Origin of the sequence: Chitinimonas sp. (assembly GCF_041904975.1) — a bacterium.
Classification (GTDB): Bacteria; Pseudomonadota; Gammaproteobacteria; order Burkholderiales; family Chitinimonadaceae; genus Chitinimonas.
In genome coordinates this window covers 1-24869 of the sequence record NZ_JAYRLZ010000029.1, presented here as the reverse complement: position 1 = coordinate 24869, position 24869 = coordinate 1, and the positions used below count along the sequence as shown (strand labels likewise).

Annotated in this window: 23 protein-coding genes and 1 tRNA gene; 11 read left to right on the top strand and 13 right to left on the bottom strand. The window is 61.2% G+C overall.

The features are described 5' to 3' along the window. Nucleotides 1-66 precede the first annotated feature (66 nt). Nucleotides 67-888 carry a crotonase/enoyl-CoA hydratase family protein gene (locus ACE3OH_RS04915; protein WP_374349151.1) on the top strand — a complete coding sequence of 274 codons (822 nt, stop codon included), beginning with the start codon at nt 67-69 and terminating at the stop codon, nt 886-888. 150 nt (nt 889-1038) lie between these two features. On the opposite strand, the gene ACE3OH_RS04910 is transcribed toward ACE3OH_RS04915, so the two are convergent. From ACE3OH_RS04910 to gatC, 9 genes are all read right to left on the bottom strand, one after another. Continuing rightward, a complete protein-coding gene (locus ACE3OH_RS04910) occupies nt 1039-1824 on the bottom strand; it encodes a hypothetical protein (RefSeq protein WP_374349149.1) in 786 nt (261 codons plus the stop codon). 143 nt (nt 1825-1967) lie between these two features. Continuing rightward, a complete protein-coding gene (purH, locus tag ACE3OH_RS04905) occupies nt 1968-3530 on the bottom strand; it encodes a bifunctional phosphoribosylaminoimidazolecarboxamide formyltransferase/IMP cyclohydrolase (protein ID WP_374349148.1) in 1563 nt (520 codons plus the stop codon). A gap of 115 nt (nt 3531-3645) precedes the next feature. Beyond that, nucleotides 3646-3882 (bottom strand): helix-turn-helix domain-containing protein, encoded by a 237-nt coding sequence (locus tag ACE3OH_RS04900; RefSeq protein ID WP_374349146.1) that lies wholly within the window; start codon nt 3880-3882, stop codon nt 3646-3648. Between the two features lie 144 nt (nt 3883-4026). Continuing rightward, nucleotides 4027-5043: a tRNA dihydrouridine synthase DusB gene (gene dusB, locus ACE3OH_RS04895; protein ID WP_374349144.1), complete on the bottom strand. Its 1017-nt coding sequence runs from the start codon at nt 5041-5043 to the stop codon at nt 4027-4029. A gap of 309 nt (nt 5044-5352) precedes the next feature. Further along, the gene (lpxO, locus tag ACE3OH_RS04890; RefSeq protein WP_374349143.1) at nt 5353-6261 is read right to left on the bottom strand and encodes a lipid A hydroxylase LpxO; all 909 of its coding nucleotides are present in this window, start codon (nt 6259-6261) and stop codon (nt 5353-5355) included. Nucleotides 6262-6458: 197 nt separating this feature from the next. Then, nucleotides 6459-7886, bottom strand: coding sequence for an Asp-tRNA(Asn)/Glu-tRNA(Gln) amidotransferase subunit GatB (gene gatB, locus ACE3OH_RS04885; RefSeq protein ID WP_374349141.1), 1428 nt, complete (start codon nt 7884-7886; stop codon nt 6459-6461). A gap of 401 nt (nt 7887-8287) precedes the next feature. Then, nucleotides 8288-9742 (bottom strand): Asp-tRNA(Asn)/Glu-tRNA(Gln) amidotransferase subunit GatA, encoded by a 1455-nt coding sequence (gene gatA / locus ACE3OH_RS04880; RefSeq protein WP_374349139.1) that lies wholly within the window; start codon nt 9740-9742, stop codon nt 8288-8290. 106 nt (nt 9743-9848) lie between these two features. Then, nucleotides 9849-10433 (bottom strand): D-sedoheptulose 7-phosphate isomerase, encoded by a 585-nt coding sequence (lpcA, locus tag ACE3OH_RS04875; protein WP_374349137.1) that lies wholly within the window; start codon nt 10431-10433, stop codon nt 9849-9851. Continuing rightward, nucleotides 10430-10717 carry an Asp-tRNA(Asn)/Glu-tRNA(Gln) amidotransferase subunit GatC gene (gene gatC / locus ACE3OH_RS04870; protein ID WP_374349136.1) on the bottom strand — a complete coding sequence of 96 codons (288 nt, stop codon included), beginning with the start codon at nt 10715-10717 and terminating at the stop codon, nt 10430-10432. Before gatC ends, lpcA begins: the two co-directional genes overlap by 4 nt. 246 nt (nt 10718-10963) lie before the next feature. Between gatC and ACE3OH_RS04865 the strand changes: the two genes are divergently transcribed. The 6 genes from ACE3OH_RS04865 to ACE3OH_RS04840 all read left to right on the top strand — a co-directional run bounded on the left by ACE3OH_RS04865 (nt 10964) and on the right by ACE3OH_RS04840 (nt 17635). Next, nucleotides 10964-12004 (top strand): rod shape-determining protein, encoded by a 1041-nt coding sequence (locus ACE3OH_RS04865; protein WP_374349135.1) that lies wholly within the window; start codon nt 10964-10966, stop codon nt 12002-12004. Nucleotides 12005-12103: 99 nt separating this feature from the next. Beyond that, nucleotides 12104-13021, top strand: a complete 918-nt coding sequence (gene mreC, locus ACE3OH_RS04860) for a rod shape-determining protein MreC (protein ID WP_374349134.1) — start codon at nt 12104-12106, stop codon at nt 13019-13021. After that, on the top strand, nt 13021-13530 hold the full coding sequence (mreD, locus tag ACE3OH_RS04855; protein ID WP_374349133.1) for a rod shape-determining protein MreD: 510 nt from the start codon (nt 13021-13023) through the stop codon (nt 13528-13530). The genes mreC and mreD overlap by 1 nt, the downstream gene beginning before the upstream one ends. Before the next feature lie 8 nt (nt 13531-13538). Beyond that, on the top strand, nt 13539-15497 hold the full coding sequence (gene mrdA / locus ACE3OH_RS04850; protein ID WP_374349131.1) for a penicillin-binding protein 2: 1959 nt from the start codon (nt 13539-13541) through the stop codon (nt 15495-15497). A gap of 12 nt (nt 15498-15509) precedes the next feature. Further along, on the top strand, nt 15510-16607 hold the full coding sequence (gene rodA / locus ACE3OH_RS04845) for a rod shape-determining protein RodA (RefSeq protein WP_374349129.1): 1098 nt from the start codon (nt 15510-15512) through the stop codon (nt 16605-16607). Next, nucleotides 16604-17635 (top strand): septal ring lytic transglycosylase RlpA family protein, encoded by a 1032-nt coding sequence (locus ACE3OH_RS04840; protein ID WP_374349128.1) that lies wholly within the window; start codon nt 16604-16606, stop codon nt 17633-17635. The genes rodA and ACE3OH_RS04840 overlap by 4 nt, the downstream gene beginning before the upstream one ends. Before the next feature lie 24 nt (nt 17636-17659). On the opposite strand, the gene ACE3OH_RS04835 is transcribed toward ACE3OH_RS04840, so the two are convergent. Continuing rightward, complete coding sequence (locus tag ACE3OH_RS04835; RefSeq protein ID WP_374349126.1) at nt 17660-18871, bottom strand: HD-GYP domain-containing protein; 1212 nt, start codon at nt 18869-18871, stop codon at nt 17660-17662. A gap of 135 nt (nt 18872-19006) precedes the next feature. Between ACE3OH_RS04835 and ACE3OH_RS04830 the strand changes: the two genes are divergently transcribed. The 4 genes from ACE3OH_RS04830 (at nt 19007) to bcsG (ending at nt 21901) form a co-directional block, all read left to right on the top strand. Beyond that, a complete protein-coding gene (locus tag ACE3OH_RS04830) occupies nt 19007-19834 on the top strand; it encodes an undecaprenyl-diphosphate phosphatase (protein ID WP_374349125.1) in 828 nt (275 codons plus the stop codon). 59 nt (nt 19835-19893) lie between these two features. Next, nucleotides 19894-19969: transfer RNA gene (locus ACE3OH_RS04825), tRNA-Met, on the top strand. Between the two features lie 150 nt (nt 19970-20119). Then, on the top strand, nt 20120-20326 hold the full coding sequence (locus tag ACE3OH_RS04820; RefSeq protein WP_374349123.1) for a hypothetical protein: 207 nt from the start codon (nt 20120-20122) through the stop codon (nt 20324-20326). Nucleotides 20327-20332: 6 nt separating this feature from the next. Further along, nucleotides 20333-21901, top strand: a complete 1569-nt coding sequence (bcsG, locus tag ACE3OH_RS04815) for a cellulose biosynthesis protein BcsG (protein WP_374349121.1) — start codon at nt 20333-20335, stop codon at nt 21899-21901. Between the two features lie 30 nt (nt 21902-21931). On the opposite strand, the gene ACE3OH_RS04810 is transcribed toward bcsG, so the two are convergent. From ACE3OH_RS04810 to ACE3OH_RS04800, 3 genes are all read right to left on the bottom strand, one after another. Next, entirely contained in the window at nt 21932-22420 is a 489-nt protein-coding gene (locus tag ACE3OH_RS04810) for a hypothetical protein (protein WP_374349119.1), read from the bottom strand. A gap of 60 nt (nt 22421-22480) precedes the next feature. Continuing rightward, nucleotides 22481-22906, bottom strand: coding sequence for a hypothetical protein (locus ACE3OH_RS04805; RefSeq protein WP_374349117.1), 426 nt, complete (start codon nt 22904-22906; stop codon nt 22481-22483). A 121-nt stretch (nt 22907-23027) separates the two neighbouring features. Then, nucleotides 23028-24869: cellulose synthase subunit BcsC-related outer membrane protein (locus ACE3OH_RS04800; protein ID WP_374349115.1), on the bottom strand; the 1842-nt coding region annotated here is incomplete at its 5' end.

Below are 24869 nucleotides of genomic sequence, written 5' to 3'. Positions count from 1 at the left end.
CAAGGTTTTTGAGAACGCCCGGCCATCCGCTGTCTAAAATATCGATATTGCCTGCCTGAGATTGCCATGAGCCTGCCCAAGTACACCACCCTGACTCTGAAGCTGGAAAACCATGTGGCGCAAATTGCGCTGAACCGGCCGGAGCGCGCCAATGCCATGAATGAGGCGATGTGGCATGAGTTGCGCGATGTGATGCGCTGGCTCGACAGCACGCCGCAGGCGCGGGTGGGTTTGCTGACCGGCAATGGAGACAACTTCTGCGCCGGCATTGATCTATCGATGCTGATGGCCTTGCAGGGTCGCATCCAGGATGAATGCCTGGGCCGTCAGGCCGAGAAAATGCGCAATGTGATTCTCGATCTGCAGGATTGCCTCACCGCCATCGAGCGTTGCCGCAAGCCGGTGATCGCCGCCGTGCATGGCGCTTGCGTCGGCGGCGCGCTCGATCTGATCGCCGCCTGTGATCTGCGTTATTGCTCGAACGATGCGTATTTCTGCCTGAAGGAGATCGACCTTGGCATCGTTGCCGATGTCGGCGTGCTGCATAGGCTGACCAAGACCATAGGCGACGGCCGCACCCGCGAGCTGGCTTATACCGCCCGCCAGATCGGCGGCAAGGAGGCGCTACGCATCGGCCTGGTATCGCAATGCCTGCCTGATCGCGATTCGCTACTGATGGAAGCGATGACAGTGGCCGACGAGATCGCCGCCAAAGCGCCGCTGACCATGCGCGGCCTGAAGGAAAACCTGTTGTATGCGCGCGATCACTCGGTGGAAGAAGGCCTGCGCTATGTCGCCACCTGGAACGCCGCCATGCTGATCTCGAAAGACCTGGAAGCCGCCGCCATGGCCCATGTGATGAAGGAAACGCCGAAGTTTCGTGACTGAGCCATAAGCTGGCGCATAAAAAAGCCCGGCATTGCCGGGCTTTTTTATGGAAGGTTTTCCCATTTGCACCTGGTGAATGGCACGATGTGCGTGTCAGAACGCTCTGGTTTCGCTGATGGGCCCGAACCAAGCAACCGCACTCGCCATGGCTCAAGCAAGGCCGGGGTGGTCGGCTATGGCCCGCGCCAGCCGCGCGGCTGCCTGTTGCGGCAAGTAGCTTGCTGCCAGCTGGCTCAGCGCCTCGCCCGCAGCACGGCTATCGCGCAGCAGCATGGGCAGATAGCCGTGCAGGCCCGGCTCGTCATACATGGCAAGGTCGCGCGCCAGATGGTCGTGCAGATAGCCGTGGGCCGCCTCGCTCAGCTGATAGCCGCGCCCGACAAACAGCAAAAGCCGAAAGCTGATGCGTGCGTCGACCGCGAATTTGCGCGGATCGGCTGCCACATTCAGGCGGCGCTGCCGCACATCATCCACGCCGTGGCCTAAGGGGTCGACGCAGCCGGCCTGCGGCTGCCAATACAGGCAGTTGATGCTCAGGTCGCGATTGCGGGCGTCGTCGAGCAAGCTGTCGCCCAATGCGTAGCAGACTTCGCCCAGTGCTTGCCCGGGCAGGATGCTGCTGGCAGAGCGGAACATGGTGACATCGAGTGCCTGCTCGGTGTCATTGCCAAGCTTGAGCAAGCCAAAACGATGATTGCGAAAACAGATTGCCTCAGCCCCGAAGCGCTGTTGCAGATGCTGATCGAGCTCGGCAATCGGCAAGCGTACGGTCAGGTCCACATCATTGAAGGGTCGCCCTTGCACCAGATCGCGTACCGCGCCACCGCATACATAGGCATCGATGCCGGCCTGCTTGAAATCAGCCAATAACTCGCTCACCGTGATGGTGGTATGCGGCAGGCGGAGCGGAAACTGCTCAAGGGCAGAAAAATCCATCGTATTTGCTTTCAAAAACGCCACTGCCGCCCGGGTGGGCGGCAGTGGCGGATGTTGCAAAGGGGCGGGCTAGGCGCGCCGCCATGGCAGCGTGGCCGCTTACGCCGGCACAGCCAAGCTGCCGGCGCGCAACGGCCAATGCATCAATGCCGGAAATGACGCACGCCGGTTACCACCATGGCAATGCCATGCTCGTCGGCGGCGGCGATCACTTCTTCGTCGCGCATCGAACCACCGGGCTGCACGATGGCGCTGACGCCGTTTTCGGCAATCACATCCACCCCATCACGGAACGGGAAGAAGGCGTCCGATGCACACACCGAGCCCTTGAGCTCAAGGCCGGCGTTCTTCGCCTTGATGGCAGCGATCTTGGTCGAATCGACGCGGCTCATCTGGCCGGCGCCTACGCCCAGCGTCTGGCCATTGCCACAGAACACGATGGCATTGGATTTGACGAACTGGGCGACGCGCCAGGCAAACAGCAGGTCGTTCATCTGCTGCGGGGTCGGCGCCTTCTTGGTCACCACCTTGAAGTCGGCAGTGGTAATGGCGTGGATGTCCGGTGTCTGCACCAAGAGGCCGCCGCCGACGCGCTTGAGGTCGAAGCGATTGGCACCGGCCACCAGCGGTACTTCCAGCACGCGTACATTCTTCTTGGCGGCGATGATGGCCTTGGCCTCAGTCGTAAAGCTTGGGGCGATCAGTACTTCCAGGAATTGGCCGGTGACGGCCTCGACGGTCGCCGCATCCACTTCGCGGTTGAAGGCGATGATGCCGCCAAAGGCGCTGGTGGTATCGGTGGCGAAAGCCAGCTTGTAAGCGGTGAGCGTATCAAGTGCCACTGCCACGCCGCAGGGGTTGGCATGCTTGACGATGACGCAGGCCGGCTCGTCGAAGGCCTTGACGGCTTCCCAGGCGGCATCGGAGTCGGCGATATTGTTGTAGCTCAGCTCCTTGCCTTGCAGCTGGCGGTAAGCCGACAGGCTGCCAGCGGCCGGATCAAGGTCGCGGTAGAAGGCGGCGCTTTGATGCGGGTTTTCGCCGTAGCGCATGTCCTGCACCTTTTCGAATTGCAGGTTCAGGCGTTGCGGGTAGGCGAGCTTGTCGCCCTCGTCGGTCAGGCCGGTCAGGTAATTGCTGATGGCGCCATCGTAGGCGGCGGTGTGGCTGAACGCCTTTTTGGCCAGGTTGCGGCGCGTCACCGGGCCGAGGCTGCCGCCATTGGCCTGCATCTCTTCGACCAGTTTGGGGTAGTCGGCCGCGTCAGTGACGATGGCAACAAAGGCGTGGTTCTTGGCGCTGGAACGCACCATGGCCGGGCCGCCGATATCGATGTTTTCAATGGCGTCGGCAAAGCTGCAGCCGGGCTTGGCAATGGTGGCTTCGAACGGGTACAGGTTCACGCACACCAGGTCGATATTGCCGATGCCATGCTCCTGCATGGTGGCCACATGCTCGGGCAGATCGCGCCGGCCCAGAATGCCGCCGTGAATCTTCGGATGCAGGGTCTTCACCCGGCCATCAAGCATTTCCGGAAAGCCGGTGTAGTCGGCCACTTCGATCACCTTGAGGCCAGCATCGGCGAGCAACTTGGCGGTACCCCCGGTCGAGAGGATTTCAACACCGAAGCCGGCAAGGGCCCGGGCGAATTCTAGGACGCCGGTTTTGTCGGAAACGCTGATCAGCGCACGCTGGATTTTTACCATGATGAAGTCCGTGAAAGGTGAAAAGTGAAAAGTGAAAGGTGTGCAACGCTGAATTCTTGCTGCGCCTCGCGATTCATCGGCGCGCAGCGACATCAGGTTTCACCTTTCACAAGGTTTAGATCAGGTCGTGATCCAGCATCTTCTTGCGCAGGGTATTGCGGTTGATGCCCAGCAGTTCGGCGGCGCGGGTCTGGTTGCCCTGTGCCTTGTCCAGCACGATTTCCAGCATGGGCTTTTCCACCCGGGCCAGCACCATATCGTAGATGGCCTGCGGCGCCTCTCCGTCGAGATCGCGGAAGTACTGTTCCAGGGATTCGCGCACCGCGCGGCAGATCTGGTCATTGCCAGCCATTTATTTTCTCCTCTGAGTCAGTGGTACTTGCATTGTTGTTTCAACTTTCATCATCGATGCCGGCTTGCCGGGGCCCGATGCTGAGCGGGATGGCGACAACCCTCCCTGTGTTTCATTGCTGCCGGGCGCCCGTGTCGCCGTGATTCAGGCGGCCTTTAGTGCTGTGTCGGGCTGGTAGTCCAGCCGTTCGGATTGCCGCGCCAAGCTCAGGAAATAGTCGTTTACCGCAGCAAGCTGGGTGGCGGTGCAATCCTGCTGGTACATGCGCTGGCGGAATTCGTTGGCGCCGCGCAGGCCGCTGGTATACCAGGCGATATGCTTGCGGGCGATGCGGCAGCCCGAGTATTCGCCGTGAAACCGGTAGTGGTCGTCGAGATGCTCGACCAGAATGGCGTGGATCTCGCTGACCTTAGGCGGCGGCAGATGGCTGCCGGTGGCCAAAAAATGATCGATTTCGCGGAAAATCCACGGCCGGCCCTGGGCAGCGCGGCCGATCATGATGGCGTCGGCGCCGGTTTGCGCCAGCACATCGCGGGCTTTTTCCGGGCTGGTGATATCGCCATTGGCGATCACCGGAATTTTCAGGCTGCGCTTGACCTCGGCAATCAGCTCGTAGCGGGCGGCGCCGGTATACATGTCTTCGCGGGTGCGGCCATGCAGGGCTAGCGCGGCAATGCCGGTGTCCTCGGCCAGTTTCGCCACGCGCAGGATGTTTTCCTCGCCGTTCCTGAAGCCCAGCCGGGTTTTCAGTGTCACCGGCACATCCACCGCCTTGACCACCGCATCGAGTATGCGCGCCACCCGGTCTTCATCCTGCAGCAGGGCCGAGCCGGCCAGTACATTGCACACCTTCTTGGCCGGGCAGCCCATATTGATATCGATGATCTGCGCACCGGCCGCCACATTGTGGCGCGCCGCCTCGGCCATCTGCGCCGGGTCGGAGCCGGCGATCTGCACCGCCACCGGCGCCAGCTCGCCGTCGAAATTGGCGCGGCGGCGGGTCTTGGCGCTGCCATACAGCATGGCGTTGGAGGTGATCATCTCGCTGACTGCGTGACCCGCCCCGAGGCGCTTGCACAGCATGCGGAACGGCCGATCGGTCACTCCGGCCATCGGGGCGACGATCAACTGGTTGCGCAGCTGGTAAGGGCCAATATGCATAGTCACTCGAAAAGGGGTCCGGCGGGCAAGCTGGCTCAAGCCGATCGGCAACAGGCATGCTCGCCACGGTGCTGCTATGGCAAGGGAATCTGTCGGATCGGGGAGGTGGCGCTTGCCTGCGCCATGCGCAGAAAGCAAAGCCGCTGGAGAACGAAACAGAGTCGGGTTCCAGCGGCAACGGTGCGCATTCTACCGCCGAGTGCGGCGGAAGCGAAGCGGTTTCGCTTAATTTTTAAGCACGCGGCGATAGTGTGAATACAATCGCGGTCGGCAATCGCCACGATCTGCGGCGAAATTCGCGCGCGACTATCAGGACAGCAGGAACGCCGCCAGCACGCCGCCAAACAGCAGCCATTTCAGCAGGTAATAGGCAAAGCGGCTGCGCGCCTTGATGCGCTTGCCGGCTAGCCGCACCGCCTGCACATAGCGAAATACCCGGTTCAGCCCGCCGGTGCGATCGCCGGCCTGGTTGGGCGAGGCGGCCGCGCCGATCAGGTAGCGGCTGATAAAGCGGTTGATCCAGCGCGCCGGGGCAAACCACATCGGTCGCTCTACATCGCAGAACAGGATGATGCGGTTCTTGTCGGTGGTGTTTTCGGCGTAATGCAGATAGGTCTCGTCGAAGATCACCGGTTCGCCGTCGCGCCAGAAGTAGGGTTCGCCATCGACATCGATATAACAGCCCTTGTCATTGGGCGTCGATAGGCCAAGGTGATAGCGCACCGAGCCGGCAAACGGGTCGCGGTGGCGCACCAGGCGGCTGCCGGGCGGCAGGGCGGCGAACATGGCAGCCTTGACCGAGGGAATATCCTTGAGCAGGGCAGTGGTATAGGGGCAGAGCGTGGCGGCCGAAGGGTGGGCCTCGTCATACCACTTCAGGTAAAAACGCTTCCAGCCGGTCTTGAAGAAGGAATTGAAGCCGAGATCGTCGTATTGGGCCGAGGCCTTGATATCGCCGGCGGCATACAGGCGCTCGCCTTCTTCGCGGATCTTCTGCCAGTTGGCGGTCAGCGCGGCCATCTCGGGGAAGTCGCTAACCGGCAGATAGGGCTTGGCCGGTACCTTGGAGAACAGGTACATAAAGCAGTTGATCGGCGCCATAAAGGTGGAATGGTCGGTCAACTGCCGCCAGAATCCCAGCCGGACGCGGCCACGGAAGTGGACGTAGACGGTAGCGAGTACGAAAGCGGCGACGACGGCGATTTTGAAGGGGGACATACAGTGCGTTCCATCAGTATTTCGCTGGCTCGGCCCCAGCCAACATATTAACTCGCTGACTAGCGCCAACCTGCCCCTCTCCCCTCGCGGGAGAGGGCTGGGGAGAGGGGGCGGGCTCGATCACGGACACCGTCACCCTCTCCCCAGCCCTCCCCCATCAAGGGGGAGGGAGCCGAATGGCGATGTCTAAATCGCTATCAGCTGCTCAGCTTGCGCTTCAGGATCTCGTTCACCGTTGCCGGATCAGCCTTGCCCTTGGCGGTCTTCATGCACTGGCCCACCAGCGCATTGAACGCCTTTTCCTTGCCCGACTTGAACTCGGCCACCATGCCGGCATTGGCGGCCAGCACTTCGTCGATCATCGCTTCGATGGCGCCGGTGTCGGTGGTTTGCTTCAGGCCCAGCTCATCGATCAGCGCATCGGCCGACTTGTCCGATTCCCACAGTGCGCGGAACAGGTCCTTGGCGCCCTTCTGGTTGATGGTTTTATCCATCAGGCGGCGGATCAGGCCGGCCAGTTGCCCGGTGCTGATCGGGCAGTCGTCGATGGTCTTCTCATCGCGGTTCAGCGAGGCCGACACATCGCCCATGATCCAGTTGGCCGCCAGCTTGGGGTCGGCGCCTGCCGTTACCACGGCTTCGTAGAAGCCCGACATGGCTTTCGAGGCGGTGAGTGTGGCGGCATCGTAGGCAGAGATGCCGTATTGCGCGGTAAAGCGCGCCTGCATCGCCTCGGGCAGCTCGGGCATATCGGCCTTCACCTGCTCGATCCAGTCTTCGGAAATCATCAGCGGCGGCAGATCCGGGTCGGGGAAGTAGCGGTAGTCGTGCGCGTCTTCCTTGCTGCGCATCATGCGGGTTTCGCCGCTGTCCGGGTCGAACAGGATGGTGGCTTGCTGGATCTTGTGGCCATCCTCGATCTGTTCGATCTGCCAGTTCACCTCGTACTTGATCGCCTGTTCCATGAACTTGAAGCTGTTCAGGTTCTTGATCTCGCGGCGAGTGCCCAGCGGCTCGCCGGGGCGGCGCACCGATACGTTCACGTCGCAGCGGAAGGAGCCTTCCTGCATATTGCCGTCGCAGATGCCGATCCAGGTCACCAAGCTGTGCAGCGCCTTGGCATAGGCCACCGCCTCGGCCGCCGAACGCATTTCCGGCTCGGAGACGATTTCCAGCAAGGGGGTGCCGGCACGGTTCAGGTCGATGCCGCTCATGCCGTGGAAGTCTTCATGCACCGACTTGCCGGCGTCTTCTTCCAAGTGGGCACGGGTCAGGTTGATACGCTTTTCCTGGTCGCCCACCACGATGGTGATGGCGCCACCCTCGACCACGGGCAGCTCGAACTGGCTGATCTGGTAGCCCTTGGGCAGGTCGGGGTAGAAGTAATTCTTGCGGGCAAACACCGACTTGTGGTTGATCTTGGCGCCAATAGCCAAGCCAAAGCGGATGGCTTTTTCCACCGCCTCTTTATTCATCACCGGCAGAGCGCCGGGCAGGGCGATATCCACCACGGCGGTCTGGGTGTTCGGCGCCGAGCCAAAGGCAGTGCTGGCGGCGGAGAAAATCTTCGATTGGGTCGAGAGCTGGGTATGTACTTCCAGCCCGATAACAACTTCCCATTTCATGCTTAGATTCCTTGTTGGCTAATCTGCGATGCCTTTTTCAAGTTTCGTATGCGAACATTTAAAAGCAAGCCGTTATAGAAAATCCCGATCGGTAGCGCAAGAACCATCAACCATAAAACAGTTGATTTTTCAAGAAGCATCATAAAGTCCTTGTCTAGCGATGCCGCGATAAACGCAGACCAGAAAGTCACCAGCAAAATAGATAGCTGGAATCCGTTTCCCAATATCTCGGCGATATATGAGGCTCTGAAAATTTCGTCGGAACGAAGTCTTTTTATTACGTTCTCGTTCTTGGACTTTACGGAAGTAAAAAACTTCCCGTAGTCAATTTTAGAGAAAACGACTCCGCCTATCATTGTAATGATGGGCCATATGTAACTATTAAAATATTCCATTGTTGCTTAGGCCTCTTGAGGTGCGCGGGTGTGCCAGTCGGTCGCCAGCTGGAACTGGTGCGCCGCCTGGCACAGCTTGGCTTCGGCAAAATAATTGCCGATCAGCTGCATGCCCACCGGGCGGCCATTGCTGCCAAAGCCCACCGGGTGCGCGATGCCGGGCAGGCCGGCCAGGTTGACGCCCAGGGTGTAGATGTCTTCCAGATACATGGCGACCGGATCATCGCCCTTGGCGCCGATGGTCCAGGCGGTGGTCGGTGCTACCGGGGCGGCTATCACGTCGCACTGGGCCAAGCCCTTCTGGAAGTCCTCGGCCAGCAGGCGGCGCACCTTTTGCGCCTTCAGGTAATAGGCGTCGTAGTAGCCATGGCTTAGCACATAGGTGCCGGTGAGGATGCGGCGCTTGGTCTCCCAGCCGAAGCCTTCGGCACGGCTCTTTTCGTACATATCGATCAGATCGTCGTACTCGCTGGCGCGGTGACCGTAGCGCACGCCGTCAAAGCGACTCAGATTGCTCGACGCTTCCGCCGGGGCGATCACGTAATAGGCAGGAATGGCCAGCTCGGTGCGGGGCAGGCTGATTTCCACCACTTCGGCGCCGAGCTTTTTGTACTCGGCCAGCGCGGCTTCGATGGCGGCGGCGACATCGCTGGCAAGGCCGGCGCCAAAGTATTCCTTGGGCAGGCCAATGCGCAGGCCGGCCAAGGGCTTGGCCAGATCGCGGCTGTAGTCTTCCTTGGCCACGTCGAGGCTGGTGGAATCGCGCTCATCGAAGCCGGCCATCACATTCAGCATCAGCGCGCAGTCCTCCGCCGTCTGGGCAATCGGGCCGCCCTGATCCAGGCTGGATGCATAGGCCACCATGCCATAGCGGCTGACGATGCCATAAGTCGGTTTGAGGCCAGTCACACCGCAAAAGCCGGCGGGCTGGCGGATCGAGCCGCCGGTATCGGTGGCGGTAGCCACCGGCGCCAAGCGCGCCGCCACCACGGCGGCCGAGCCGCCCGAGCTGCCGCCGGGCACCGCTGTCAGATCCCACGGATTCTTCACCGGGCCATAGGCGCTGTTTTCATTGGACGAGCCCATGGCGAATTCATCCATATTGGCGCGGCCCAGCGTCACCAGGCCGGCCGCCTTGCAGCGCTCCACCACGCCTGCGTCGTAAGGCGACACAAAGTTGTCGAGCATCTTCGAGCCGCAGGTGGTGCGCCAGCCCTCGGCGCAGAAGATATCCTTGTGCACCATCGGCACGCCAGTCAGGGCGCCGGCATGGCCAGCGGCACGCAGCGCATCGGCGTCGCGCGCCATCGCCAGCGTCTTGTCGCGATCGATGGTGATAAAGGCGTTCAGCGTAGGCTGGCTCGCTTCGATCTTGGCCAGATACGCTGTCGCCAGCTCGACGGCGGAGGTCTTGCCGGTGGCGAGCAACTCGGCAGTGTGTTTAAGCGTGTGGGTCGTCATACGTTTTTTGTCTACCGTAGGTCGGACCTTGGTCCGACAGCAATCCTGAGTTAAACATCTTGTCGGAATGAATTCCGACCTACAGAGGGTTGGCGGCAGTGCCGCCCTACGCCATTCCCAATCCCCGTTCGACCAGGTCGATCAGGATGTGAATGACTTTGATATGAATTTCCTGAATCCGGTCGGCGTAGCCGAAGTGGGGCACGATCACTTCCGCGTCGCCACGGCCCTTGAGCTGGCCACCGTCCTTGCCCAGCAGCAGGATTACCTGCATGCCGGCAGCGCGGGCGGCCTCGACCGCATGCACGATATTCTTCGAATTACCGCTGGTGGAAATGCCGAGAAACACATCGCCCGAGCGACCCATGCCCTCGATAAAGCGCGAGAACACGAATTCGAAGCCAAAATCGTTGCTGACGCAGGACAGGTGGGATGGGTCGGAAATGGCAATGGCGCCCAGTGCCGGCCGGTTGTTGCGATAGCGGCCGGTCAGCTCCTCGGCAAAGTGCATGGCATCGCAGTGCGATCCGCCATTGCCGGCGGAAATCACCTTGCCGCCACGCTTGAATGCCTCGGTCAGCACGGTGCCGGCCTGCTCGATTGCTGCGACAAAGGCCTCGTCAGCCAGCACACGCTCCAGCAAGGTGCGGCTTTCGTCCAGGGTGGCGCGGATATGCGCGGCGTTGCTCATTCGATAACCTTGGGGACCAGGTAGAGGCCGTTTTCCACCGCTGGCGCAATCGCCTGGAAGGCCTCGCGCCGATCCGGCGCGGTAGCGGCATCATCGCGCAGGCGCAGCGCCACATCACGGGCATGGCTCATCGGCTCGACGCCTTCGGTATCAACGGCTTGCAGCTGCTCGATCAGGCCAAAAATGCCATTGAGCTTCTCGCCCACCACCGCCACTTCGGCGTCGCTCACCCGCAGGCGGGACAGGCGGGCAATGCGGCGGACATCGGCATCTGTCAGCGACATGGAGAAAACCCTTTCAAAGCTTTAATAACGTAAGCCGCTTAGGGTAACATACCGGGTTTGCTGCGCCCAAGCCTTGGGGTGACGCGCGACTGCTACGGCAGGCACGCAAGGCGTTGACTCCCAAGGACAAAAACAAACCGGCCAGGAACTGCACCAGTACCCACGAAATTCCAGCGCGATTGTGCGGCTCCCCGCTTTCGCTCCAGGCGCTTGCTGCGCCACAGACACAGGATATAGAGCATCACCATGATCGGATCACTGAGCGGTTACTTCTCCAACGACCTGGCCATCGACCTTGGTACGGCCAATACGCTGATCTTCGTGTCGGGCAAGGGCATCGTGCTCGACGAGCCATCGGTCGTTGCCATCCAGCAAGAAGGCCCCAGCGCCAAGAAAACCATTCTGGCCGTGGGTGCCGAAGCGAAGAAGATGCTGGGCCGCACGCCGGGCAGCATTACCGCCATCCGCCCGATGAAGGATGGTGTGATCGCCGACTTCACCATTACCGAACAGATGCTCAAGCAGTTCATCCGCAAGGTGAACCCGAGCCGCCTGTTCTCCCCCAGCCCGCGCATCGTCATCTGCGTACCCTGCGGTTCGACCCAGGTGGAACGCCGCGCCATCAAGGAATCGGCGCTGGGCGCTGGTGCCCGCAAGGTGGAGCTGATCGAAGAACCAATGGCGGCTGCCATCGGCGCCGGCCTGCCGGTAGAAGAAGCGACCGGCTCGATGGTGGTGGATATCGGCGGCGGCACCACCGAAGTGGGCGTGATCTCGCTCGGTGGCGTGGTGTACAGCAATAGCGTGCGTGTTGGCGGTGACAAGTTCGATGAGGCGATCATCAACTACATCCGCCGCAATTACGGCATGCTGATCGGCGAAACCACTGCCGAAGAGATCAAGAAGCGCATCGGTTCCGCCTTCCCCGGCGCCGAAGTGCGCGAAATGGAAGTGAAGGGACGCAATCTGGCCGAAGGTATTCCACGTGCCTTTACCATTTCGTCCAACGAAATTCTCGAAGCGCTCACCGAGCCCTTGAACCAGATCGTGTCGGCAGTGAAACAGGCTTTGGAGCAGACCCCGCCCGAGCTCGGTGCCGATATTGCCGAAAAAGGCATGGTGCTGACCGGCGGCGGCGCGCTCTTGCGCGATATCGACCGCCTGCTGATGGAAGAAACCGGCCTGCCGGTGATCGTGGCCGACGATCCTTTGACCTGCGTGGTGCGCGGCTCGGGCAAGGCGCTCGAGAAGATGGACAAGACCGGCACGATCTTTACCAACGATTGATTCGATAGCCGGGAAGGGCGAAGCGGGAGGGGACAAGGGTAACGCTGCGCGCCCTTCCCGCTTCCCCCTTTTCTCCTTCCCGTCGCACCAGCGACCCACATGCAAGTCAATTCCCAACCGGCTTTTTTCAAGCAGGGCCCCAAGCCGTTCAGCCTGCTGCTGATCTACGGCAGCCTGTCCTTGGTCCTGCTGCTGGTCGATATGCGCTGGCAGGTGCTGCAGCCGGTGCGCCGTGCCGTCTCCTATGCCTTGTATCCGATCGAGTGGCTGGCGACCGAGCCCTTGTCGGTCGCTCATCGGGTTGGTGACTTTTTCGTAACCCAGACCGCTCTGCAGCAGGAGAACCGCCGCCTGCAGGACGAGCGCCTGCTGGCCAATGCCCAGTTGCTGCGCATGCAGCAATTGCAGATGGAAAACCAGCAGCTGAAGGCCCTGGCTGCCACGCCAGCCGCCAGCCGTGGCAATGGCATTCTGGCCGAGGTGCTGTACAACGACCGCGATCCGTTTGCCGCCAAGCTGGTGGTGGATCGTGGCGATATGGCCGGTGTGAAGCCGGGGCAGGTGGTAATCGATGCGCTGGGTGTGGTCGGCCAGATTACCCGGGTGCAGCCCTTGAGCGCCGAAGTCACCCTGATTTCGCATAAGAACCAACCGGTGCCAGTGCAAGTGGTGCGCAACGGATTGCGCGCCGTGTTGTTCGGCCTGGGCCGCGAAAATCCGCTGGAAGTGCGCTTTGCGCCGCTCAACTCCGATATCCGCGCCGATGATGTGCTGGTGACCTCGGGCATTGATGGCACCTATCCGGCCGGCCTGCCGGTGGCCAAGGTGGCGCGGGTGGACCGCAATGCCGGCTCTGCCTTTGCACGCATTGCTTGCGAGCCGGCGGCCGATCTCGACAAGCATCGTTTTTTCCTGATTCTCAATGAGCAGCGCGTAATGCCTGCGCCGCCAGAGCCGGAACCGGAAGCAGGTGCCAGGGCCGGTAAGGGCAGGCGCAGCCGCCGAGGGGCAGACTGATGCCGGTTTCCAGCCAATTGCTCAAGCCAGTTCGTCTGCGCTTTGTCCTGTTCACCGTAGTGGTGGCACTTGGCCTGGCCCTGATACCGTGGGGCCCCTTGATGCGCGCGGTGCTGCCCGATTTCATCGCCCTGGTGTTGCTGTACTGGGCGCTCAACCAGCCACGCCATGTCGGCGTGGGCTGGGCGTTCTGGCTCGGCATCATTCTTGATATCGCCGATGGCAATGTGTTCGGCCAGCACAGCCTTGCCTACTGCTTCACCACCTACCTGGCTACCAGCCGGCATCGCCGCGTCGGCATGTTTCCGCTGTGGCAGCAGGCGCTGTATGTGGCGCCACTGCTCTTGGCCAATCAGGCCATCATGGTGCTGGTGCGTCTGGCCATCGACCGGGTGTTTCCCGGCTGGACCTTCTTTATCGGCGCGCTCAGCGGCGCGGTGCTGTGGCCCTTGATGAGCCAGATCCTGCAGATTCCGCAGCGGGCGGAAAAGCCGGTCGAAATCCAGTAAGGCAGACTATGTCCCGTACCATCTTGCGCGACCATCAGGGCGAGCGCTACAGCTTCCAGCTGCGCCTGCTGGTGGCCATTACCGGCGTCCTGCTCGGGTTTGCCATCCTGCTCGGGCGCTTTATCTACCTGCAGGTGATCCAGCATGACAAGTATCACACCCTGGCTGAATCCAACCGCATCTCGCTGGTGCCGATTCCGCCGCCGCGCGGCATCATCACCGACCGTAACGGCATCGTGCTGGCACGCAATCACTCGGCCTATACGCTGGAGATCACCCCGTCACGCCTGCGCCTGCCTCTGGAGCAGACCATCGATGAGCTGGGCAAATACATCGAAGTGACCGCCAAGGACCGGCGCCGCTTCAAAAAACTGCTGGAAGAGAGCAAGGACTTCGAATCCTTGCCGATCAAGACCCGGCTCAGCGACGAGGAAGTCGCCCGCTTTGCCGCCCAGGCATTTCGCTTTCCTGGCGTGGAAATCAAGGCGCGGCTGTTCCGTGACTACCCGATGGGTGAATCGGCCTCCCACCTGATCGGCTATATCGGCCGTATCAACGACGCCGACCTCAACAAACTCGATGAAGATGGCCTGCTAGCCAATTACAAGGGCACCGACCATATGGGCAAATTTGGTCTGGAGCAGAGCTACGAGGCGGTGCTGCATGGCAAGACCGGCTACGAGGAGGTGGAGATCGATGCCGGCGGCCGCGCCATACGCTCGCTCAAGCGTACCCCGCCGGTGTCTGGCAATAATCTGGTGCTGTCCATCGATATCAAGTTGCAGCAGATCGCCGAGCAGGCTTTTGGCGAACACCGTGGCGCATTGGTGGCGATTGATCCTGCCACCGGTGGCGTACTGGCCCTGGTATCGCGCCCTGGATTTGACCCCAATCTGTTTGTGGACGGTATCGACCCGCAAAGCTGGAAAGAACTGAACGACTCGGTGGATCGGCCGCTGAACAACCGGGCCATCCAGGGCACCTATGCGCCCGGCTCCACCTTCAAGCCGTTTATGGCGCTGGCGGCGCTGGAGAGCGGCAAGCGCACTGCGCAGTACGGCATCCATGATCCGGGTTTCTTCACGCTGGGGAACCATCGCTGGAATGATGATAAAAAGGGTGGCCACGGCTGGGTAGACATGTATCGCTCGATTGCCATCTCTTGCGACACCTATTACTACCAACTGGCCAATGATATGGGGATCGACGCCATCAGCAATTTCATGGCGCCGTTTGGTTTCGGCCAGAAGAGCGGTATCGACCTGCCCGGCGAAAAGCGCGGCGTGTTGCCCTCGCAGGAATGGAAACGTGCCACCTTCAAAAAGCCCGGTGCCGGCAAATGGGTGGCAGGGGATACGGTCAGTATCGGCATCGGCCAAGGGTTCAATACCTATACGCCTTTGCAGCTGGCGCAGGCGACTTCCATTCTGGTCAATGATGGTGTGGTGTATCGCCCGCACCTGGTGCGCTACATCGAGGACAGCGCCGGTACCAACCGCACCGTGGTGGAGCCCAAGCCGATCTCCACTATCCCGCTCAAGCAGGCCAATATCGATGTGATCAAGAACGCCATGGCCGGCGTGAATCGCGAAGGCACCGGCGCCACCGCCTTTCATGGCGCCGCTTATACATCGGCGGGAAAGACTGGCACTGCCCAGGTGTTCAGCTTGAAGGGCGAAAAATACAATGCGTCGCGCCTGAGCAAACACCTGCTCGACAATGCCTGGTTTATCGCCTTCGCCCCGGTGGAAAAGCCGAAGATTGCCCTGGCCCTTATTGTGGAAAACGTTGGCTTTGGTGCCAAATACGCCGCACCGATTGCCCGCCAGGTGATGGACTACTACCTGCTGGGCAAGGTGCCGACCGTTCCGGCTGCGACCGCTGCTGCTGCAGAAATCGCCAAGCAGCCAATTGATCCAGATGCGGAAATTACCGACAGCGCGGCCACCGCTGACGTGCCGCAGTAAGCGAGACCCATCATGTGGATCAAACGTTTAGCTCAACGTATTGCCGCGCCGATTGACGGCTGGTTGTTGCTGTTTGTGGTGCTGGTGAGCTGCGTCAGCCTTGCCACCGTGTATTCGGCATCCAATCTCAGCCTCGATAAAGTAACGGGCAAGCTGATGTCCATGGTGGTAGCCCTGACCATCATGTGGCTGGTCGCCAATCTCAAACCGACCCAGTTGATGGCGCTGGCGCCGCCCATCTATCTGTTCGGCCTGCTGCTATTGATTGGTGTCGCCCTGTTCGGCGATATCACCAATGGCGCACGTCGCTGGTTGAATATCGGCGTCGCCCGCATCCAGCCTTCCGAATTGATGAAAATGGCAGTGCCGATGCTGCTGGCCTGGCACTTCGACCGGCACGAGGCGAATCTGCGCTTCAATCACTTCCTGATCGCCGCAATCTTGATCGGCATGCCAACCCTGCTGGTGCTCAAGCAGCCCGACCTGGGGACGGCGGTATTGATTGCCGGGGCCGGCTTTTATGTCTTGTTCCTCGCCGGTTTGTCCTGGCGGGTGATGTTGGCCATGCTGGTGGCCGGCATCGCCGCCATGCCGGTGGTGTGGTCGCATATGCATGACTACCAGCGCCAGCGCATCCTCACCTTGCTTGATCCCACGCAAGACCCGCTGGGCAAGGGTTACCACATCATCCAGTCCACCATTGCCATCGGCTCGGGCGGGGTGCTGGGCAAGGGCTGGCAGAACGGCACGCAAACCCATCTCGACTTTATTCCCGAGCGCACCACCGACTTCATCTTTGCCGTATTCGGTGAGGAATTCGGCCTGTGGGGCAATCTGGTCCTGATCCTGCTGTATCTGTGCATCATCGGTCGCGGCATGATCATCGCCAACCAGGCATCCACCCTGTTTGGCCGTTTGCTGGCCGGGGCTCTGACGCTGTCGTTCTTTACCTATGCTTTTGTCAATATGGGCATGGTGGCGGGTATTCTGCCGGTGGTGGGTGTGCCTTTGCCCCTGGTCAGCTATGGTGGAACGGCTACCGTTTCCATCCTCATTGGTTTCGGTATGCTGATGTCCATTCATCGCGACCGGAAACTGATGAAATCATGATCCTGAATCGACCATGTCGCCTGGCTGTATTGCTGGGCGCATGGCTGGCCGGCTGTGCCAGCCAGCCAATGCAGCAGGCGCCGCGCATTGAGGCGAAGCCGCTGCCGCCCGCCCCGCAAACGCCGCCGCCGGCGCCAGGCAATGCCCTGCCACCAGCCAAGCCCAGCCAGATCCCCAAGGAAATCGGCGGTTATTACCAGGACGATGGCCCGATCATGGCGGTGCCCTATGATCTGGATGCATTGCCCGAGCCGCAGCCCAAGACCGAACCTCTGCACCGTTTTGCCAACAAGCCCTATGCGGTATTCGGCCAGACCTACAAGCCGCTCAGCCCATCGGCCGCATTCAGCCAGGAAGGCATCGCCTCCTGGTATGGCCGTAAATTCAATGGCAAGAACACCGCCAGCGGCGAGCCTTACGATATGTTCAAGCTGACTGCGGCGCACCCGACCCTGCCGGTGCCTAGCTATGCCAAGGTGACCAATCTGGACAATGGCAAGTCGGTGGTGGTGCGCATCAATGACCGTGGCCCGTTTCACAAAAGCCGGGTGATGGATATGAGCTATGCGGCGGCCTACCGCCTTGGCTATCACAATAAGGGGTCGGCGCGGGTGCGCATCGAGGCCCTCGTGCCCGGCCAGCTTGAGCTGACCGCACCGGCACCGAGTGTGGCGACGCTAGAGCCAGGGGCTGCACTTGCCGCCACCGATGCCCTGGCCGCCCTGGCGCTGGAGGCGGAGAAAGGCCCGCTACCGCCGCCTGCAGAGCCGGCTTCGGCCGTGCAAAGCGCGCCATCGGCACAGGCAACCTGGTTGCAGCTGGGGGCATTTGGTTCGCAAGCGGCGGCCGAGACCTTCAAGGCGCATGTCAGCGATGATGTGGCCGCGCTGGCGATGCCGATCAGCATCCAGGCAGCCGGCAAGGTATGGCGGGTGCGTCTCGGGCCGTTCAATAGCCGCGAAGCCGCAAGCATGGCGGCAGACAAGCTGGCGTCGGTATTCCCGCAGCGCCCGGTGCTGGCACGCTGAACGCAGCGGCTGCAGCGCCCGGCGCTAGATAAAGCGCTGGGTGTCGATCTTCCACTTGGCCGGGTTTTCGTGGCTGACGATCTTGTCCGAGCCAGTCTTGCCGGTGGGGTGGGCAAGATCGATCTCGAAAGGCGGAATATAGCCCTTTTTGACATCGAAGATCACCTTGATCTTCGGCTGCAGCAGGCTTTCTGCATTGTGTTCGGTGACCAGCCCGAGCCGGTTGCTTTCCAGCAGCACCAAGGTGCCGACTGGATAGATACCGATGCAACGCATAAAGGCCTTCACCAGCACCGGGTCGAAATGGTGCTTGCTCCACTCGAAGATCTTGCGCAGGGCATCGGTCGGTGACATGCCTTTGTGGTAGCAGCGATCGGCGGTGATGGCGTCGTAGACATCGACAATGGCTGCCATTTTGGCCAAGGTGGTGATCTGCTCGCCCGCCAGCTTGTCCGGGTAGCCGGAGCCGTCAACTCGCTCGTGGTGATGCAGGGTGATATCGAGCGGAATGGCGCCCACGCCTGGCGTCTTCAGCAGGATTTCATAGCCGTCGCGCGGGTGCTTGCGGATGACATCGAATTCTTCGTCAGTCAGCCGGCCGGGTTTGTTAAGAATGGTATCGGGCACCAGCGCCTTGCCGGTGTCGTGCAAGAGGCCGCCCAGGCCGGCCTGGCGGGTGGTCTCGTCGTCCAGCCCGGCCGAGCGGCAAAACGCCACCATAAAGGTACAGACGCTGACCGAGTGCAAGAAGGTGTAGTCGTCCTTGTTCTTGATATGCATCAGCCCGATCAAGGCGCCGGAATTGCGCAGAATCGACTCGGTAATGCCGGCCACCACCGGCTCGACTGCCTCCATCGACACTGCCTTGCCCAGTCGTACATCCTGCATCACGCTGCGCACCAGGTTGGCGGCCTGGTTCTTGATCGCCCGCGCCCGCCCCATTTCCTCGGTGGTGGAAATCTTGATCACCGGCGCCGGCTCGTTTTGGGCGATGGCCAGCATTTCTGCTTGCAGCGCGCTTTGCACTTCTTCCTGGGTAGGTGCATCGGGCACATCGAGGCCACGGTCGGTGTCGATATACACCTCGTGGATGCCGCATTCGACAATGGTCTGGATTTCCTTCTCGCCCTTGATCGGGAAGGCAGAGCGCATGAACGGGTGTTGCGACCAGTCGGCCCCGAGATCATGGATATACATACCGACCTTGAGCTCGGAAGAGGGAACGCGCTTGATCATGATGTTGACTCGGGAGTGTGGCGACGCGGCTCATCGCAGTATAGGCAGCGCTTTGTGCCCATCCAAAGCTGCTCGGCGCAAACCCCGGGCCATTCGCGTTTACAATCGCCGCTCTTCAATCGGAGTTACCTGTAAATGGATGCATTGTTGCTGGCCAAAGCCTTGATCATGGGCGTGGTAGAGGGCCTGACCGAGTTTCTGCCGGTTTCCAGTACCGGCCATCTGATTCTGGCTGGCGACCTGCTTGGCTTTATGGCCGACAAGGAAAAGCGCGATGTATTCGAGATCTTTATCCAGCTCGGCGCAATTCTCGCGGTGGTGTGGGAATACCGGCGCCGCTTTGCCGATGTGTTGCTGCGCCTGCCAAGCGACCAACAGGCGCGGCAGTTGTTGGTAAATCTGATTGTGGCTTTTGTGCCGATCGCGGTGTTGGGCCTGCTGTTTCACAAGCACATCAAGGCGGTCTTGTTCCATCCGGTGCCGGTGGCACTGGCCTTTATCGTGGGCGGACTGATCATTCTGTGGGCGGAAAAGCGCCAGAACGCGGTGCGCGTGGCTGAGGCCGATGATATGGATTGGCGCGATGCCCTCAAGGTGGGAATGGCGCAGTGTTTCGGGCTGATTCCCGGCATGTCGCGCTCCGGCTCTACCATCATTGGCGGTTTATTGTTCGGCCTGTCGCGTCGCGCTGCTACCGAGTTTTCGTTTTTCCTCGCCGTGCCGGTACTCAGCAGCGCCTCGCTGTATAGCCTGTGGAAGGTAAGACATGCGCTGACTGCCAATGATGCCGGCGTATTTGCCGCTGGCTTTATCGCGGCCGCCCTGTCCGGCTTTGTGATGGTGAAGGCACTGCTGCGCTTTATTGCCACGCACACCTTCATCGCCTTTGCCTGGTACCGGATCGCCTTCGGCGTAGTGGTGCTGATTACCGCCCATGCCGGCCTGGTTAGCTGGGTTGACTGATTTTGTTGCGATAGTGCTTGACACTATGCGGCCGGATCGACATAATCCGGCCTCTCTGTCGCGGGATGGAGCAGTTGGCAGCTCGTCGGGCTCATAACCCGAAGGTCGCAGGTTCGAGTCCTGCTCCCGCAACCAAAGACATCAAGGGCTTCGCATCATGCGAGGCCCTTTTCGTTTTGGTCCGGCTTATGCCAGACTGCGCCGTTGCCGGGCTTTGCGGCTTGAGGAAGCGCGGCGCACTGTTCAAGGTGTTTTGCTGATTCCGTTTCGCCAGGAAAGACTGTCATGGCGCTTCACTCCCTATTGCGGGCCTTGCTGACTTACGCGCTGATTGGTGCTGTGCTCGGCTGGCTGGCCTTGTGGATGCATGACCGGCTTCGCCGTCTGGTGCGCCGCCGCAAGCTGCGAAATAGCGAGTTTGTGTTTCTGGCGCCGTACCAGCCCGAGTCGGCATCATTGCCCGAGCCTGTGGACCGCAAGGCAGCGAACTGATCAGCCATGACCTACTGGAACCTGTATTTCATTGCCAAGCTGATTCTGTATTTCGGCGGTTTTATTGGTTTCCATGTAATCGATAATCTGCTGTTTGCCGCTGTGCTGCTGTTCCCGCTCAAGCGGCGCAGCTTGCGGATTGCCCGGCTGATGCTGGCGTTGCCGCTGGCGGTGGCCCTGTTCTATCACGACAGCTGGTTTCCGCCACCCTCGCGCCTTCTGTCGCAAGCGTCTTATCTGCAAGGCTTCAGTCCGGCCTATATGCTGGAGCTGGCTGGTCGCTTTATCAATGTGCGGGTGGTGCAAACCCTGGGTGTAGCCCTAGTGCTGTGGTGGCTGGCGCGGCGCTGGTTGCGCGTCAGCAGCTTTGTGCTCTTGGCCATGCTGGCTGTCCCCTTGTGGGAGCTGCGCCTAGCACCTGCGGCGCCAATGCCGGCCACAATGGCGGCGGGGCTGGCGGGTAGCCAGATCGCCGCGCCAGCCAGCCAGGGGCCAGCCAGCAGCGTTGAGCTCGATCGCAGCCTCAGCAGCTTTTTCAGCGCCGAGCAAGGCCGTAGCGTGGTGTTTACTGCACCGGTCGACGCGGGCGAGCCGTTCGACATCATCGTGCTGCATGTCTGCTCCCTGTCCTGGGATGATCTGGCCTTTGTCGGCTCTGATCATCACCCCCTGTTGAACAAGTTCGATGTGGTGTTCCGCAATTTCAGCTCGGGTGCCAGCTATAGCGGGCCGGCGGCGATCCGTCTGCTGCGCGCCAGCTGCGGGCAGCGGACGCACACCGGGCTGTATGGCGCCATTGCCCAACCCTGCTTTCTGTTTCACGGTCTCGAACAGGTCGGCTTTCAAACCCAGTACGCGATGAATCACGACGGGCATTTCGGTGACTTCATCAGCGATGTGCAGCAGCGTGGCGAAATGCAGGTGCCGCCGCTGGCGATCAACGATACGCCGGTGTATCTGAAGGCCTTCGACGACACGCCGATCCGCGATGACTACGCAGTGCTGGAAAAATGGTGGAAAGCACGCCTCGCCTCGCCCGTGCAAAGGGTGGGCCTTTACTACAACACCATCAGCCTGCATGACGGCAATCACTATCCGGGCAGCGCACCGGGTGGCAGCGTCAAAATCTACAAGCCACGGGTGGAAAAATTGCTCGGCGATGTGGACCGCCTGCTGCAGCTGATTGCCGCATCAGGCCGCAAGGCAGCGGTGGTGATGATCCCCGAGCATGGCGCCGCCCTGCGCGGCGACAAGATGCAGATCTCCGGCCTGCGTGAAATTCCCGGCCCGCGCATCAGCCTGGTGCCGGTGGGTGTCAAGCTGGTCAACGGCCCAGGCAGCGGTCAGCCGCTGTATGTGGACAAACCGACCAGCTATCTGGCCATGACCAAATTGCTGGCCAACTTTATTGCGCGCAATCCTTATGGCAGCCCGGCACCGCATCTGGCTGACTATGTGGCCGACCTGCCGACCACCGAGTTTGTGGCTGATAACGGCGATATCGTGGTGCAGCGGTTTGGCAGCCGTTATTACCTGCACAGCAAGGGTGAGGATTGGGCGGAGTATGTGCAATAAGGCACAGGTATGGGCCGCAGATTTACCGCTTTATCGGATATTGGGCGCAGGCTCATCAATAAGCTGCAGCAAATGTTTCTCGAATAGCGAAAACGGGATGCCTACGCGCCAAGGGCGCGACGAGTCGGGAATGATGCATTGATCGTGGAAGCTGGCAGGCCACCAGTTGCGGGCGTGAGTGTTCCATGTGGCAAGCGCATATTCTTGGCCGCCATGCACAATAACTAAAAAATGCGCGAGCCAGTGGTGCTGATAATAACCTTGGGCACTCTCGATGTAGCCAATAAACGCGACTGCCTTGTCGTTAGCAGACAAAGTCGGATTCCCCCAACTACCCGGGGTGCCGACGAAAGTCATTTCGCCGGAGCTGTATTTCGGCAAACCCTCATGTCGCGATGTATAGGCTTTGAGCACACGAGCAGAAGCTAGCTGTCGCTCGATGCAGATGCGATCGATCAGAATCGCATCCGCCAAAGCCAGCCGCTGCGCGAGGAATGAATGGAATTCATGCATTTCCATCAGAAAAATCCTGGTGTTTGTATACGCTGGCCCGGGAAAAAATTGTGGCTTTCGGGTGCTTTATGGCGACTCTGAATTTAGCTGCTCTTCGGCGATGGACTGGATTTCACTGACGATATCGTCCAAGTCTTTCCACTCGGAAGGCGCTACTCGCCGCCAGTTATATTCACAAAAACTTCCAGCGGAAAAGACCCGCAGGCAGAACGATGTTTCGTGAATGCCGGGCTGGCTTGACGATATGAGCGGTAATCGTGCCTCGCACACTTGCGCGAACAAAGCCTGCGCGCGGGTGGGACAAACATCGCGAGGCCGCACATCTTTCAATTCCGAGCCTGCCTCCGGGAGCATCCAGTCCATCGCATGATAAGGGCGCGCTCGAATCGTTGCCGTACTGCTTGGTGCGCCATTAGCGATGCTGAGTTCTGCGATCAGGCCGCGAACGTGGGGGTGTTCGAGTGGTGGTGTGATGGTCAGCTGGAGCATCATTGTCGTGTATGCCAAATGCCAAGCAGGTTATCGGACGCAAAATTGCAGGAGCGCTTTATCCCCGTTAACGTGTGCGCCCCCTTTGGAGCAAGTGCGCAACTTGCACGATTGCGTAGTCAACTCAAAACCGACTGTACGGTGTCAAAGGATTATCCGGAAAGCGCGGGGCATCAGCCGGTTTGCCCAGGTCGTAGCGCAGATACAGGCCCAGATAGTTGGGGGTATAGAAGGCAGATCGGTCTAGGGCGCCTTCCAGCCCCCAGCGCACTGTGGCGCTGGCGCGGTATTCGATGGCGGCGCGCAGGCTGCGGCTGATGCCGTGGCCGCGGCTTTCTGTGAATAGCGGGTTGCCGGTGGCCGCCTGCAGCTCGGGGCGGCCGGGGTACCAGGGGGAGGCGGTGCTGCGCGATACCGAGGCGCCCAGTGCGCCGCGCAGGCTCCAGGCCCAGCGGCCGGCGTGGCCCTCATACTCGATGGGGAGCGACAGCGAGGCATAGGCCTGCGGACTGTAATAGCCACCCTGCCCGAAGGTATAGGCGCTCAGGTCGCGCTGGTAGTGCCACAGATTGACGGCGGCGCCGACCGACAAGAACTGGTTCGGGCGGTCGATCAAGGTGCGATCTAGCGCCAGCCGCAGTTCGGCATGCGGGTTGCTGGGCAGATTGCGACCGGTCAATACCGAAAGGTTGAGGCTGGCATTGGCACTGTAGCGGCCGAAGTCATTGCTCCAGCGCAGATCGAGGCCGTTTTGCCGCACGCCGCCCCATACTTCACCGCTCACCGGGTCGCGTGCACCGGCAAAACTCAGCAGGCTGGAAGTCAGCGGGCGGCGGCTCAATGCCAGCTGCAGCTGGCCCCAGGGCAGCTCGTCGCGCCAGCGCACCCCGCCCACCACATCCTGCACCGCAAAGCCCAGCGGCGTGCTGCCGATATCCCAGCGCCAGGCCTCACTTTGCCAACCCAGGCCAATGGCCACGCCGCGGGCACGCTGCTGTTGGTTTGATTCAAGCCCCTGTGGTGCCAATAGCCGCGATTGGCCAAAGCGCTCGCTGGCATCGGGCTGATTGGCGACGATGGTGCCCGCGTCGAGCCGCACCGGGTCCAGCTGCACAAACCAGCGCCCCAGCACGCCTTGCGGCCAGCGCAGTTCCAGCGGCGCTTCCCACTGTTGAAGTTTCGACAGCCCGGCATCGCCCGGCTTGCTGCGGCTTTGCACGGCACTGGCCAGATAAGGGGCGGTGCTGGCGCGCAGTGTGTCGATTTCACGCTGTGCCTCAGCGCGGCGCTGCGGGTCCTGCGCGGCTTGCTGGAACAGGCTCAGCGCCAGCGCCGGGCGGTTTTCAGCGCGGCTGAGCCGGCCGTCCTGCAAGATCAGGCGGCTATCGCCCGGCTGGTCGGCCGCCAGTTGCGCCAGTAATTGTCGTGCCTGTGCCCGCTCCGACAGCGCCGCCAGGCGCCGCACTGCCGCCAGGCGGGTAGGCAGGTCGTCATCGCCGGCCAGTTGCAGCGCTTGCTCCACCTGCCGGCGGGCAGCGGCACGGTCGCCATCGGCGGCCAGCAGCCGTGCCAGGTCCAGCCGGGCGTCGGCATCTTGCGGTTGCCGCTGCACGCGTGCCTCGGTCATGGCCAGGGCGGCGCGGATATCGCCACCGGCTTCCAGCGCGTCGGCCAGCGCTGATTGCAGCCGACTGTCGGCCGGCAGGCTCGCCAGGCCGCCCTGCAAAACAGCCTGCGCAGCCGCCGCATCGCCCTGGGCAATCTGCTGGGCGGCCTGGCGCAACAGGTGATTGCCGTACAGGCGCACCTTGGTTTGTTGTTGAGCTGCGCTTAGCGCGCTCTTGCTCAGCGCATCCAGCTGGCTGGCCAGCACCTCATCGCGCTGCACCGTATCGGCGAGGTCGGCCAGGGCCAGCAATTGTGCGCTGTCGCGTGGCCAGGGCTGGACCAGCAGCGGTGCGGAAAG